This is a genomic window from Blautia marasmi, assembly GCF_900258535.1.
In the GTDB taxonomy this organism is placed as follows: Bacteria; Bacillota; Clostridia; order Lachnospirales; family Lachnospiraceae; genus Blautia; species Blautia hominis.
Genome location: NZ_OIWX01000001.1, coordinates 3,271,957 through 3,287,565, shown reverse-complemented (window position 1 = coordinate 3,287,565; position 15,609 = coordinate 3,271,957). Strand labels below are relative to the sequence as shown.

Annotated in this window: 10 protein-coding genes; 1 reads left to right on the top strand and 9 read right to left on the bottom strand. The window is 43.7% G+C overall.

The features are described 5' to 3' along the window. Positions 1-6: 6 nt before the first annotated feature. The 7 genes from C6P39_RS14165 to C6P39_RS14135 all read right to left on the bottom strand — a co-directional run bounded on the left by C6P39_RS14165 (position 7) and on the right by C6P39_RS14135 (position 12,939). Entirely contained in the window at positions 7-3,567 is a 3,561-nt protein-coding gene (locus tag C6P39_RS14165; protein WP_104804192.1) for a hypothetical protein, read from the bottom strand. Position 3,568: 1 nt separating this feature from the next. Beyond that, a complete protein-coding gene (locus C6P39_RS14160; protein WP_104804191.1) occupies positions 3,569-4,456 on the bottom strand; it encodes a DUF4007 family protein in 888 nt (295 codons plus the stop codon). 439 nt (positions 4,457-4,895) lie between these two features. Beyond that, a complete protein-coding gene (locus C6P39_RS14155) occupies positions 4,896-6,275 on the bottom strand; it encodes an MFS transporter (RefSeq protein WP_104804190.1) in 1,380 nt (459 codons plus the stop codon). Between the two features lie 171 nt (positions 6,276-6,446). Beyond that, positions 6,447-8,354 (bottom strand): DUF975 family protein, encoded by a 1,908-nt coding sequence (locus tag C6P39_RS14150; protein WP_242987047.1) that lies wholly within the window; start codon positions 8,352-8,354, stop codon positions 6,447-6,449. A gap of 109 nt (positions 8,355-8,463) precedes the next feature. Continuing rightward, positions 8,464-9,417: a calcium/sodium antiporter gene (locus C6P39_RS14145; protein WP_104804189.1), complete on the bottom strand. Its 954-nt coding sequence runs from the start codon at positions 9,415-9,417 to the stop codon at positions 8,464-8,466. A gap of 202 nt (positions 9,418-9,619) precedes the next feature. Beyond that, entirely contained in the window at positions 9,620-11,845 is a 2,226-nt protein-coding gene (locus C6P39_RS14140) for a thiamine pyrophosphate-dependent enzyme (protein WP_207657130.1), read from the bottom strand. Beyond that, positions 11,845-12,939 (bottom strand): 2-oxoacid:acceptor oxidoreductase family protein, encoded by a 1,095-nt coding sequence (locus C6P39_RS14135; RefSeq protein WP_104804187.1) that lies wholly within the window; start codon positions 12,937-12,939, stop codon positions 11,845-11,847. Before C6P39_RS14135 ends, C6P39_RS14140 begins: the two co-directional genes overlap by 1 nt. A gap of 136 nt (positions 12,940-13,075) precedes the next feature. Here C6P39_RS14135 and C6P39_RS14130 point away from each other — a divergent pair, with 136 nt between their 5' ends. Then, complete coding sequence (locus C6P39_RS14130; protein WP_104804186.1) at positions 13,076-13,465, top strand: desulfoferrodoxin family protein; 390 nt, start codon at positions 13,076-13,078, stop codon at positions 13,463-13,465. A gap of 90 nt (positions 13,466-13,555) precedes the next feature. On the opposite strand, the gene C6P39_RS14125 is transcribed toward C6P39_RS14130, so the two are convergent. Next, positions 13,556-14,620, bottom strand: coding sequence for a GNAT family N-acetyltransferase (locus C6P39_RS14125; protein WP_104804185.1), 1,065 nt, complete (start codon positions 14,618-14,620; stop codon positions 13,556-13,558). 8 nt (positions 14,621-14,628) lie between these two features. Then, positions 14,629-15,558 carry a DUF2156 domain-containing protein gene (locus C6P39_RS14120; protein WP_095172396.1) on the bottom strand — a complete coding sequence of 310 codons (930 nt, stop codon included), beginning with the start codon at positions 15,556-15,558 and terminating at the stop codon, positions 14,629-14,631. Positions 15,559-15,609 lie beyond the last annotated feature (51 nt).

Sequence of the window (15,609 nt, the reverse complement as noted above, 5' to 3'; positions counted from 1 at the left end):
TCCATTTTAGTTTAAGTGAATCAGTTCCTTTAACAATGTAAGCAATACTTGTATCTTTTCCTCGTATACCACTCCTTGAGAAAAATTATTTAATGTAGAATCAATCTTATTTTTCATTACCTTTCCTAAATCTGATAGTTCTGTTTTATCGAAAACTACAGAGTATTCTTCCCCTGCTGAAGAACTTAAAACCATTTTAGTCTCATTTTCATGCAAATCCTGTGTCGATTGTTCCTTTTCCAATTTTTCATTTACAATAACAAGCTTTTCGATAAACTCTGCTTTATGAGCATCATTCCAATAATTTATAGCAAATCCAGTAATGCTCTTTGAAAGTGCAGCAATAACTTCATGACGTCCTTCTTTTCCGGATAAATTTCTAATAATATCCAAAACTGCATTTGTATAATAATCAAATACTTTATCTTGCTTGCTGCCCCAACGCTCCTCATTTAATTTCTTAAATGCCTGAGAAAGTGAAACCTCTTTTCCTAGTATAAAGATTCCTCGGATTTCTCGTTCCAATAATATTTCCATTTTATCAGTAACACTTTCTAATTCTTCTTTTATATTACAAATCAATTCTATAGAAGATAAATAATTTCCTGTCAAAGCATTTAAATCTTGAAATAAAAATTGTGAATAATTTGTATAACTTTTACTCATTAATGTCCGATATCTTTTACTTTGATCCGACACAAACATTTCTGTCATTCGAGCAAATTTTGAGATACTTTTAAAATGAAGAAACATTGCTTCATAAATTGCTTTTAATCGATTCTTATTAACAAGTGTTTCATCTAAATAATCCCCATATAACTCTTCGAGCCGCTCCAAATACTGTTGCTGCTCTGTTGACCAAGAACTAATGTATATTCTAAAATCATGCGGGCGTCTCACTATCTCTTCAAATAATTCTGTCGTTATTTCCTGTTCCTTTCCATGGCTATCAATTAACAAAGATTTTTTGAAGGGAGAAAACCAGTATGCTAAAAGTAAGGAAAGATATCCTTCACGCAGCCCAAACGGAGGCATCTTTAATCCATTTATAATATCCTCCAGTTCTACAAATGCACTCTTGGCCTTTTGCAAATAATTATCTAGCATATTTTTCACTTCGATTTGCGGACACTTGCCATTTGTCAGTTTGTTCTCGAACTCTGTTTCACCATAAAATCCATTTTTAGTTAAAACAGAACGAACAGCAATAAAATCCGGAGAAAGAAAAGGGAGCCCAAAATACTTCTGTTCCTCATCTCCTGTTAAAATAGACTGAATTGCATTTCTTTTTGCACTTTGAATAGTCGCAGAAATAATATTTTTATTAATCAACTCATTATTAACAATCAATGTGTCAGGGAAAATATCATACATCAATTGACTTGCACATTCATTTAATTCCGCCTCATTATAAACACAACATTTTTTTCCATATATACCGATTATACTATCTTCTTTTAAATCTGTTCTCCATATTTTAATTAATTGGCTAATCTCCGAAGATAATTCATTTTTATGAAAATCCAATTCTTTTTCAAACGTAGGATCTTTTTCTACGTATTTATCTTTATCTATTTCCAAATAGTGAAGAGCTACATATCTTTTGGCAGCCTCTCTCAGATCTTTACAATTTCGTCTACAAAATATTATAGCTCGCTGAAACTGGCATGACAGAAGAAGTATCTCTTCTTCCGATGTATCGTCATCCCCCATAAGCATAATTATATAACCATCATAGCTAGTATTCAATTGGCTAGAAAATGATTGTTTTTTTATTTCTTCAACTGTAATAAATATTGGAACCAAAACACGAGATATCTTATAGTCCCGATTATAACGACGAGGATAGATTACAAAATCAATTAACTCCTCGTTCATAACCTTAAGCATTGCTTCGTCATTCACATGAGAAAGTTCTTCATTCAACATATCATCGATATTGAAAATACTGGTATCATAAAACTCGTACCAATTGTAAAACCCAAAGTAACGGATAATGCGTTTCTCACAAAGCCAATCAATAGCCTTTCCAATCGCATTTTCTTCGTCGTCTATTACATTTATGAGTGTTTTTCTATCAGCTGTCAATATTTCCGTTTCATTTAAAATACCTATCAGTGCAATAGATTTCAAAATTTTCACTTCTGTATTGCAATCAGATTCTGATTTCCCTGCTTTAGCCAATGCTGCTTGAAGTTTCCGATACCAATCATAAACAGGGTCACTCTGCAGCGATTGAATATTGGGTTCAAAATAATCATATATTTCATCTAGCCCGACAAAATGAAAAGTACTTAAATCATGTTTCTGCAAAAATTGATAAAGACTATTTTCGTTATTGCTGGCAAGGTACGTAAAAAAAGTTCTTTCACTTTGCGCTACATGCTTAGACAACTTGTCCAGTGCGTATAATGATATTGGGTGAAGTGGAAAACAGTCTTCACATATATTTTCTGTTCCAGAAAGATTTGATAGAAACCCTTTAAAGTCAACATTTTCTAAAGCCAATTTCCCTAACTGTTTAGAGAATTGTTTCTTAAATTGAGTCCATTTCGGCTCATGCTTAATAAGGATATGTTTCAAAAGAGTTAAACACTGCTCGTCCTTATCGTTGATTGATATAGCCTTGTAACGCCCCTCGACTTTTTTCCATTCGTCACTAATAAGATTATTGTATCCTACTGTGTATTGCGCAATTTCTTTGTGTGAGACTAAAATAATATGATTATTCCAAGCGCTATGATCACAAAATTCAGCTATACGCTGTACCGAAATTATCCGTATATTTTTAATATTATCTTCCATATAGCGCCCAAATTCATCAAAAATAAATATAATTCCACTATATCTATCTGCAATTTCATGATTTGCTTGCTGAAGGATCTCGATAATGTCTGCAGTTTCATAAATAAATTTCACACCAAACGTTATGTCTGCAAAAATCTTTTGAAAAATTCCTTCTGAATTTTTTTCCATTAATTTTAATGAATCTTTTAGTTCAGAAAGTGTTATACCATTTTTTTCGCAAGAATATAATAAACGCTCCCTAGATTCTTCTGACGATTCCCACTGCTCCAATAACTGAGATGCCTGTGTATAAAAAATTTTAAAATTTACTTTTATTTGAGCCCGCTCAAGGGCTTTCTGTAATGAAAAATATATACATCGTTCAAAATCATCAAAGTCAAATACAATTGGAACTATTAAATATGGTTTTTTAGCAGAATCAATAACAAAATTTTGTATATCATTAGAAAGCTCCATATCATAATCCGATATTCTATTAATAAAATTTGTATATCCATTACCATTCAGATTTCTCTTTCCTAGTAACTGGCTCAAAATCGTTAAAAAATGTGATTTCCCAGTTCCATAAGATCCATACAATATCCTAGAATGTATAATCGGTTTACTTCTAATTATGTCAACAAAAAATTCTTTTAATAATGAAAGCATTGCTTCATTAGGAATAAATTGTGCAAGCTTTCTATCATTCTCAACATCAAACTGAATATTTGCCGAATATGTAAATTCACTTTCTTGTAAAATAAGGTCTTGATAAGACATTTTATTCTTCTCCCATTGTAGTATAATATCGTTTTAATAATGCATCACTATCTATTTTCCGCACTTCAATATAACGATTTCCAAAATTATTAAAAAGACGAATCCATTTACGATTTTCCAATAATTGCAAAGCTTCCAACAATTCAACGTAAGAAAGAGAAAAATACCTACCAATTTGTTTTTTATCTTTCAGCAGTGTTTCGATATCTATCTGTCGATTTTCCTTTAATAGTTGCTCATTATCTTTTAGAATTGAATAATACAATATCTCTTTTGGTATATCTCTCATCTTGACTGCTGCTTTTTTGAAAATACCTGCTCCCTGATATTCAATCAAGCCTAACGGTGCAAAAAATGGAATTGTATCCTCCTCTATTATACTCTTGAAATCAAATCCACTGTCACTCACATATGTATTTTTAAAACAGTCAAATTCTTTCCCAATTGCGGGTTTCTTGTACATATATTGATTCCGCATGAGATAGAGATAAAATGCTTCGACAAAATCACTTTTTTTAAATTCTCTTTTATGAAATTCATTAAAGGCCCAATACCAAGCCGTTGCAAGTTCTTCATTTCTAGCTAAATTCCTATGCAAAAGCCAAAGAGAACCTTTTCGTTGAAAAAAAATATCGTGTTGGTTAATGAATTCTCCTAGTTCTGTCAGTTGACACGCAATTCCTGTAGGCGTTTTCACTTCCTCCATAAGGCCCAAAACCCCGCCCCAATAACGCATTGCACGAACCATAACTCGTCCGACACCAATTTCATCGACTGCGTCCAATTCATAATTGGGTGAAAATATATATTTTTCAGTCATAATTGCATCTATTATCTTCGTAGGCCATCCGTTTCTTATATAAAAACTTGAATGTTTATTTATTATCATTTTTCTTGTCCTTATCCATTTGTAATATAAATTCACACTAAATATTCTAGAACTATTTATCTTCTAAAATTATACCCAAAATCAATTATACATATTTCATTCTAATCAGTTTATACAAACTATCTACAGGCAATTTCATTTTTTCTCATTTACCATACATTTCTATTATAAATTTAGCTGCAAACTCTAAATCTGAGGCTTTCATCAATTCACATATCCTGTCATTGTGATCAATTTACCACGTTTTAATAGTTCCTACAACTATATAAATAAACTTTGTTTAACCGAACCGTCTTACTTACTCTGACGTAATTTATTATACAATAAAATGCTTATAATAAACAACTATCCCTATACTTACTAAAGAATTATAGCAAAATATCTCCCAAAAGTATATAGCAAACCGAATGTTTGTTCTATATCCTATTCTCAGGTTACTTTATCTTTCCTTTTCATATCTTCTGTCCAGCCCCACCCTGATTTCAGGATATTCCTCATCCAGCCTATAAAACCGCAGCACAACTGCCAGCCCCCCGCACACAGCAAGGGGAATCAAAATAAACTCAAGCGCTATAAACGGTTTCCGGCCAGCCATCTGCGCAGCAGTCTCAGCCAGTTTTCCCGGATTTACTGCAAGCGCTGCCAGGTTCTGCCTTACCACGCTTGCTAAACTGGCTCCCACCGCTATGACTGCCGAGATAACTGTCACAGGAAATACCGCGCGCGCCCTTCCCGTAAAATGGTCCACATGGTCAAAAACATCCGGCTCCATAGCCCAAAGCATTGCCCACATAAATCCGCTGCCAATCCCCTCCATTACAAGCGCAGGGTAATAGGCAGGCCGCATTTTTAAACTGACAAGCATCAGAATGCAGGCCGCCCCATAGACTGTTGTGCCCAGCAGTGCACATTGCCTTTTTGTCATTTTTCCGGTCAGAAACGGTACCGCCAGATATGCCGCTGGGGGCACACCGTATGTAACAGCCTTTACAAAATCAGCATTTGCAGGTTCCCCCAAAACCCAGTATGCGTATTCTCCTTTAAGAAAGGAAAAAACAGAGACAGCGAACATCAGCATTCCCCCATAAAGCAGCAGGAGCCAAAAGTATCGGTCTTTAAAAAATGCCTTCAAATCTTCTCCGCATTCTTTTATGCTCATTTTCTGGCTGTCCGGAACAGGGGGAAGATATGTCTCTCTCAAAAATATGCTTCCAAGCAGCATAGAAGCCAAAATCACTGCCGTAAAAACAAGCACATATTTTCTGCCGCCGTCACCCCCCTGAAGCCCCGGAGCTGTGAAGCTGCCAACAATAAAACCGGTGCAGATCACAGCCATTCCTCCAGCAACCCCTTTCACCGAGGCAAGATTCGTCCGCTCTGCTGCATTTTGGGTCATCCCTGCCAGCAGCGCATCTGCAGGAAAGAGCAGCAATTTCATACCAAAACACCATACAAAAAATATGATTCCCACATATACCGTTTCAATCCCCACAGCAGCCCTTGGCACATGCAGGCTCATCAGTGTGCTTGCAGCCACTAAAACAATCCCTGTGTATATCCAGGGTTTACTGCGTCCCGATTTTTTCCTGGTTCTGTCTATGACCAGACTTAAAATAAAAGCAGCAAAAAAAGCCCCTGCCAAACCAATTACCATTATGGCCCGTGCCGCATCCCCGGAAATTTCCGTGTTCTCCATCATATATGACATCATACCAGCTGCTGTAAGAAACGACAGCATCTTACTGCCGAACGCCACCGCTCCAAAACTTCCCCTCTGTTTCCGGATAAAAGTCTTTTCATCTGCTGACATATTACCCATAAATTTTCCTCCCCTCTTTGGTTCTCTCTCCTTTTACTGGTTCCTCCTTGTAAATCACGCCATAATATCTGTTAATACTTATTACCATTATATAATTTTCAGTCAAATCCTACAACCCCAAACCCGCCTCATCCCTGCCTTTTTACCACAAAAAAAGCCCGGACACACCTCTCATGTCCGGACTTCTTGCTCCTCTATCCACGCACCTGTATAGTCCGTGATCCCCTTCCCCGTATTTGGGTGCCGGTTGGAATAAACCTCATCGGCTCCAAATACAGCCAGCAGGGTGATACACACAGGGATCAGTATCTTATAGGGTATTTTCCTAATGAGATCATCCAGAAGCGGCGCAGCCACATAGACAATAGCCATTCCTCCCAGTCCAAAGACCAGAAGGCCTTCCGCGCAGATCCTCCCATTCAGATTGAGAAAATATCCGCTGTAATCCCACCACTTCTCTCCATTGTGGGTAATCTCCAAAAACCAGGAGGTAAAGTATTCCACACAGCCGCACAGCACAATGGTCAAGAGAAATTCCACCAGAGGCTTTTCCCTAAATTTATTCAGAACCGCCAGTATCATAACGCCTCCGGTTCCATAAATAGGCAGCCAGGGACCATGCAGAACTCCCCGGTTCACAAATACACCGTCTGTTATGAGATGCAGGCTCACTTCCCACACCCATCCCATTAAGGAAAATGCAAAAAACAGCAGGATCACAGACCACACGGAATAGCGGCGCATATAACGCAGGGTCTCCAGCTTCTGGCGCTTCCCTGCCTCCGGGATGGGAAACAGTCTTTCAGGATAGACCACCCCTTCCACCGCTGCTTTTATCATCTGATATTTTGCCTGTCCGTTCCGGTATTCTTCGTAAGCACGCTCATCCTGCCTGTTGATGACTGTGATTCCAAGAACATTTGCAAGAAATCCTGCAACCCCTCTCAGTTTCTCAGGCTCTTGCTCCTCTTCCTCCCAAACGGAAGCAAGGGAATCCCCATACGCCTCGAAAATCACATCTTCATCAGCCTTTTCAAACAGATACCTGTCATTCAGTAGCTCATAGCCCTCTATTTTCTTTTCCTTTGCCAAATCTCTCATCTGGACATAAAATTCGCTGAACGCTGCTGTCTTGTAAGGGTTGGAGTAAAAAATGGCAGTCAGGCCAAAGGTCAGACTCCCCAGCACATCCCAGCCCCAATAAGTAAGTTCAAAGACAAAACATTCCCATTTATGCCCATGCATCATCTTTCTTGAGAGATTGACAGCTTTTTTAGGGGAAATATCTGGATTTTCGGCTGCAATGTATGGTACCAGAAAATAAGAATACCGTTTGATGATACCGCCCACGATCGTCAATGCCCACAACATCTGATACAGGGATGCCAAAGCCATGGTAAGAGACACTTTTGTCCATCTCTTCACCCTGAGCAGGAAGGCAAAACGCTGGATAGTCAGCTTCTCATACACACGGCCTTCCAGAAAAATACGTCTGGATACCACGGTATACATATTGAACAAAAAGACCCAGGCCCCCAGGGCCAGCAGCAGACTCAGCACAATAAAAAGAAAGACCGTGATTCCCGCTGATCCCACCATGGAATTCACGGCAGCGATCAGCGTAACCAGGATAGAACCCGATGTAACGGAATTCACAAACCCTGCCAGGACACCTCTGCTCCTTCCCAGAGCCGCACTGCCTCTGCCTTCCTTTGTGTTCTGCACTGCCTGTTCTTTCAGTTCTTCTGACAGCTCCCGGCTCTCCTCCTCATTCCCCTGCAGTGCATCCAGCACCACATCTGACAGATTGGGCTGTCTGCCCACAATCCCTGTAACCGTTGTCTCCGGGCTGCGCTCCTCTCTGGATTCGATCTTTATCCCATCCAGAGAACCGGAAAACTCAGTTCCCAGTATAGCCGCAGCAACGCAGACTGTCACAAACATCAGATAATGCTTCCGCAGAGACTGTCTGGCTTTTTGCTTCATCTCTTTTCTTGTCAGCATATTTTCTTCCCTCACCCTTTGTCCTGTACTGTCCGCATAAATCCTCCACTCTCTGCGGAACAATCTGTTTTTCATTATAGCATCCGCCAGATGTGATCACAACCTCGAAAGCGCAAAAAAAACAGCAGCATGGCCTTTTTATGCCCTGCTGCCGTAAGAAAATCCCGGATTAAATTTACTGTCCTCACCGCATAATGATATAAGCCGTATATCCTCCATAGAGCACCAGAAGCGCAATGGCTTCTCCTCTGCTGATCTTTTCTCCCTTTTTCGCCAGGACGAAAAGTATGATACTCATGAGCAGCAGCACCGCTCCGTCATAGATAGACTCCATACGGATAGCCATAGGGGATATTGCTGCTGATGCGCCGATGATCAGCAGAATATTGAATATATTGGAGCCAATAACATTACCCATAGCCAAATCGTTCTCGCCTTTTGTGGATGCCACCACAGAGGTCACAAGCTCCGGCAGGGAGGTGCCGATGGCCACAATGGTCAGTCCGATCAGTGTCTGGCTCATGCCAAAAGCGGCAGCAATTTCACTGGCGCTGTCAACGACTAATTCCCCGCCTATAATGATCATGGCAATACCCAGAACAGCATATACAATGCTCCTGACAGGGGTCAGCTTTTTCCCGATATTTTCCTCCTCAGGCCTAACGGTACGCGTCTTCAGCGCTGATTTTATCTGCATATACAAAAATCCGGCGAACAGCAGAAGCAGTATCAGCCCCTCCAGACGTCCAATCTGCCGAACTCCCTTTGTCCCTCCAACGGAAAGCATACAGAATAAAAGCAGAAGTCCTGTGACAAGGATAGAGAAAGGCATTTCTTTTTTCAGCAGCCCGCCCTGTATTTTCATAGGCAGGACGACACCGCAGACGCCGATAACAGCCAGACTGTTAAACAGATTGGAGCCAATGACATTACTGATGGCAATATCATTATTACCTGACAGGGAGGCCATGATACTGACGGAAGCCTCCGGTGCACTGGTCCCGAACGCCACGATCGTCAGACCGATGATAATGGATGGAACCCGCAGTGTCTTTGCGATGGAAGAACATCCGTCCACAAACAGATCAGCTCCCTTCACCAGGAATACAAAGCCCAGCAGCAGCCATAGATACATCATATTATTTTTTCCTCTTTTCTTAATTTGTAAAATTGGGATAACCATTGGATCGGTCCGTGCCTCTACTGCGCTGACCGCACATCGCCAAGGCGATTCTGCATGGATTTTTGCCTGCAACTGTGAAGATACTGATCTCTTACAATTTTTGTCACAAAATTCCATCATTACCTATAATATGATGAATCTCCCTCCCAGTCAAGGACTAAAGAAGGGGATGTTCCGCTCTTGCTTTCAGGCGTTCCCAGCGCCGGTCCACCTCTGCCTGGATCTCCTCTGCCACACCGCTGTAGGATGCTTCCGTCAGATGGCGTGTTCTGCCCATAAGTTTAAGCCAGTCTGTAACCGGAATCCTTTTCTTGCTTTTTTCCGGATCATAGTTCAATGTGGTGATCCCGTCTTCTATCTCATAAAGTGGAAAATAGCAGGAGTTCACGGCTGCTTCTATGACTCTCCGCTCCGTATTAGGTTTATCTCCCCAGTTTAAGGGGCAGGCGGAAAGTGTCTTGATATATGCGGTTCCGAAACGTGATGCATACGCTTTGGCCTTTGCCGCTTTTTTTATAAAATCCGCCGGGTTGGACTCTGCTGCCGTTGCCGCATACGGCAGGTTTGTAGCAGCCATGATCATAGGCATATCCTTGTGAAAAAATGTTTTTCCGTACTGTTCTTTTCCGATATGGGAGGTGGCGCTTTTGGCGCCTTTGGGTGTGGAATAGGATAACTGGTACCCGGTATTCATATAGCCCCCGTTGTCGTACTCGAATAGGATCAGATGGTCATTTCTGAGGGCCGTTCCCAACGCGGAGCCCATGCCGATATCCATACCGCCGTCACCGCTGACCATGACAAAAGTAATGGCTTCGTCGGGCAGTTCCCCACGCCTGCGCCGCTGCTGAAAGGCCTCCACGACACCTGCAAGCGTTGCGGCGCCGTTCTGGAACAGATTATGGATATAGGGAACACGGAACGCTGTCTTGGGATAAGAGGTGGTGACCACCATGCCGCAGCCGGTCTGAAACAGAAGTACCACATTTCCCTCAATTCCTTTTAACAACAGGTTTACATTTACCGGGATTCCGCAGCCCGGGCAGGCGCCGTGTCCGGGAGCCAGACGTTTTGGCATGACTGTGCTCTCATTCACTCTTCCCCCGGACACCTTCATTTGACCGTTTTCATCCGCCTTTACGGATATATAGCCCGGACTGGCTTCCTCTTTGCTGATGGGGTTAAAATACTGCTGTATCTGCAGGCTTTCATCCCCGGGATAAACACCCAGATAATCAAATGCAGATGCCTTGCCGTCCAGACACTGCCGGAAGAGTTCCAATGCATCCTGCACATAAAAGTCCCTTCCGCCCAGTCCGTAAATACGGCTCAGGACCCTTGCCCTGCTGTTGCGGTCCTTCAGAGCTGCCTTCAGCTCCAGGGTCATATTTCCCCCTCCGGCACCGTAGCTGTCCTGTCTGTCCGCTGCCAGTATGGTCACTGCGCTTTTGCACAGCTCGTACAGTTCTTCTGCCGGGAACGGCCGCAGAGCGTGCAGGGTCACTACGCCTGCCTTGATGCCCTCCTCCCGCATCCGGTCAGCCGCGGTCTTGGCTGTGTGGTAGGAAGAACCCAGCAGAAATAAGATCACTTCCGCATCCTCATTTTTATATCCCTCCGCCAGAGGATATTTCCTTCCTGACAGGGCTTCATACTCTGCAAACACCTGGGGGATCACTGTACGTGCCTGTTCCATAGCCAGATGAAGCTGGTATTTATTGTTCAAGGTATCCGGTTCGTTCATATAGGAGCCGATGGATACCGGATGTTCCAAATCCAGAACGGAATATTCCGCATTATACGTCCCAATAAAATCCCCCACTGTTTTTTCATCCTCAAACACATAGCACTTCTTCTTCTGGTGGCTGGTAAAAAAGCCGTCAAATGCCACGATTACCGGAAGTCTGACTGCCTCTGCAATCCTGAGAGCACACAGGTTCATGTCATAGACAGCCTGTGGTGTATCCGCAAAAAGGATGATCCATCCCGTATTCAGTGTGTACATAATATCACTGTGGTCCCCTTTGATGGACAATGGGCCGGACACGGTCCTGCAGGCCACGTTCAGCACCATGGGAAACCGGGTCCCTGACTGGACCGGAAGCTGTTCCAGCGCATACAAAAGACCATTGGCGCTGGTGGCATTGAAAACCCTTGCCCCCGCGGCTGACGCGCCATAGCAGATACCTGCCGCACTGTGCTCCCCCTCCGCTGCGATCAGGGAAATATCATGCTCCCCCTCCGCCTTCATCAGATCCAGGAACTCCGCGATCTGTGTGGACGGGGTAATGGGATAATACCCCATCACATGATAATTGATCTGTTTCGCCGCATAGGCAGCCAGTTCATTTCCGCTCTCAAATAATACTTTCTGCTTTTCCATCAAACCAGCCCTCCGTCTATTCTCCGCTCTTCCAGATAAGAATCACTTGTGACCCAGGAATTTGCCCCTGCATCCTCAAATTCCAGGTGGTCCACGATCAAATCCTTATTTCTCACAAACCATTTTTTGTCAGGATGCTCTCTCTCAATACCCTGTACAAGCGCATTCACCGGGCAGACATCCACACACCGCAGGCATCCCTTGCAGTGGTGATAATCAAGTCCCTTATTTACCATTGCCTCTTTCCCCCTATACTCTCCCTTCTCAAACCGGAAGACCATATCAGGGCATGTGGAATCACACAGGCCGCAGTTTATACATCTGTCCTGGATAAACAGGGGAATGTAGCCTTCTCTTGATGCGGAAAGGTCATTGGATACCGTACTTCCATAACGGGTATTGACACCGCCGTAAGGAGCATTTTTATATCCCCACTGATTTTCAGCTTCCTTGTAGGGGACCTTTTCATATCTGCCGTCAGGTGCAAAATATTCTTCCCCGGCCGCCTCATATCCTCGCTTCACGCCCTCCAGATTCCGTTCCAAAAGCGCGGGATATTTCTTTCCTATGGTATCCCTTACCAGGTCATATGCCCGCTCAAGAGGTATGAACCCCGCAGCTTTTACAACCGCCCCCAGCATGACCATATTCACACGGCTTTTGCTCTCCATGGCGATCTTCAGGGCGTCCACTGCATAGATACTTCCCCCGTAAAGCTCCAGCCTCTCTCTCAGGTCATTGGGGGGATCAGGGGAGTTGATCACGATCTTGGTCTCCTCCCACACACCAGCGGTAACCGGCAGCTTGCCTGCCAGCGCCTCATGAAAAAGCCCCAGGATGTGTGGCTTCTCCACCGGACTGCTGATGCGGATTTCCTTGTCAGGCTCACACCAGCGGATAAACGCTTTCACCGGTGAACCTCTTTTCTCAGAACCATAGCTGGAAAAACTGGATGCATTAAGCCCCAGATAGGATGCTCCCAGCTCTCCCAATAACTTTCCGCACAGGTTTGCTCCCAGACCGCCTATACTCTCCAGACGAATCTCAAAGCAGCCCTCCTCATTGACAATGGGCAGATTTATTTTTTCATCCATTTGCATTTTCTCCTTCATCTCTGTTACCATTTATTATCCATAAAATAAGAAAACTTATGCAGAGTATGTCCCGATATACACATAAACCTTACATTCTGTGGGAATGACTATAAGGCAGACAAGGAGGTAATAGATTATGAATGAACCGCGTTTTTACAGCAAAGAAGGATGCAGCACACTGATCGAAGTCATCAGCGCAGACCCGGGAGCAAGTTTTTCCTGCTGCGGCAAAGAGCTGACGGAATTGAAAGCCAACACATCGGAGGGTGCCTCTGAAAAACACCTCCCGGTTGTGGAACAGAATGGAAATACGGTCACAGTTAATGTAGGCAGCATTGCACATCCTATGACAGAGGAGCACAGCATTGGATTTATCTGCCTGGAGACGGAAAAAGGCCTGCAGAGAGTTCCCTTAAAAGCAGATGGAGACCCCAAAGCCTACTTTGCCCTCACAGAGGGAGACAAGCCAGTTGCAGCCTATGCGTACTGTAACCTGCATGGATTCTGGAAGACAGAGATCCGCTAGACGATCATTCCTGCCGATGCAAAAACCTCCGGTTCAAAAAGGACAACCCTTTTGAACCGGAGGTTTTATTCTTGATAATTCCCATCACCGTCATACCACTTCATCCAGAAACACACCCTGAATGGGACGGATGAATTCTGCTGCAGCCGGAAGTTCTTCAGGCATACCATAGCCGAAAAGCCAGGCGGTCAGTCTCCGGATGTGAATATTTATCACCCCTGAGATCTCACCTTTTCTTTCTGCCTGTTCTCCCGCGGACACCTGTTCAAGCGCAGAGGAATGCCTGTCAACGGTCCAGTAAAACGCTCCTTGATTCTCCTCCAGCAGTTCGTCCTCAACTTTGATATAGAACGTCATACACTTTACAGGTGTCTCCTCTTTCAGTCGGATAGCCTTCATAAAATCCGGAAGGCTCACGATCCGCCCCATGACAGCCGGCTCTCCCCCGTCCTTTTCCCGGATTAGAGGCGGTTTTGAAAACAACAGCCGCTGCTCCTGCTTCTCAAGTCCCCATGTTCCCAGAAAACCGGCTGTTTTCCCATTCTTTCGGATCTCTTCCAGGATTCCGTTCTCACTCTCCATCTCTTTTAAAAGGCGCCTCAGATATTCTGTATCACGCTTGGCAAAAACTTCATATCTCTGCCTCAGCCAGGCATTCATCCATCCGGCTGCCCTCTCCACAACAGCCCCCGCATCCAGACTGCTGACCCGGCGGACTGCCAGCGTATTGTCCTGGGTACGCATCTCGGGCAGCTCCCATTTGGGCTGGTCAAAAATGTAGGTAAATCCAAAGGGAAGATAAATCGCTTCTGCCGCAGGCATGAGAAAACAAAAGGGCATCCCTTCTGCCCTCATATCTGACAAAGCTCTCTCCATAAGCCTGCGCATGTATCCTCTGCGGCGTCCCTCTTTTGCTGTGGCAACACCTACAATATAGTCACATCTCCACATCCGGTCTCCCACACAGATATCATAGGGGTTTCTGTGGAGCATGGAAAGGATTTTTCTATCTTCCTCCAGGACCAGAATTTGGTTGTCCTTTGTTTTCTCTTTCATATAATACTCTAGAAAGGCCGGGGAATCCTCCGGGAAAGCTTCCTCCCAAAGGCTTCGGCACCGTTCTTTCTCAGAACTGCTCAGATACCGTACTTCCATGGTACACCTCACACTTCCGGTTTGAAATCAATCTGTCTGACTTCGTATTTTCTGGCAAACCCCACAGGATTGTAGGACATCTTTGCTTTTCTCAGCCCTTCTATGCCCAGGTCGTCCTCACGGTTCACAAGAGCTGCCTGCGGAAACTCAGCCAGAAGGAACTGCTGGTTAATAAACTGATACAGTCCCCGGATCTCGGGATTGGCTTTTTCTATATGGATCACCGCCATATTTTCCAGCGGGTTAAAGCTTCCGATGGTAAACGCCTCCAGTTTATCATCAATATAGACACCGCCCATGCGGACCTGAAGGTTGGAGCAGTTTTTCAAGATTTCGTGTATGCCTTCCACCTCATAGTCAAGATGTTCCTCCACCTCTTCCCCTTTCTGTTCTCTCCAGTGATCCAGGAACTTCCACACATCACCTCTGTCGGAGCAGCAGAGACGGCGGTATTCATATCTGCCCTCATAGGCCCTCTTAAATCCATTGAGATGGTTTTTCTTTTTATGCAGTTTCTTTCCGGACAGACTTCTCATGGCATCCCCGTCATAGAGATAATCCTTTAAATCTTCCTGTTCTGTCACAAGAAACCGCTCCTTCTGCTCCATTAATCCCAGAGCCAAAACTGCCTCCTCGTCGGCGAGATGGATATATAAAGGCTTTTGCAGCACGGTATTAAAATACTCTGTGATCTCATTGAAATAATGCTCCAAATCCTCCTGGCTGCAGATCGGCATGGCAGTCCCGGCCACACCTTCATTGTCCATGAGCCACTGGATCGCTTTGCCATCGCTGACAGCAAACTGTACGCCGTAAAGCTTGCTCCATATGAAACTGTCCAAAAACACACTGTCACAGGTCTTATTTGGCCGCCTGCAAAAAAGAGGGGTCAGTCTGTCTATATCTTCTGCTTCTACCGGTTTAAATTGTAAATTCATTCTGTCCTCCATATCTGAAATCTGTATCTCTGTCCATACATGAGACGGCAC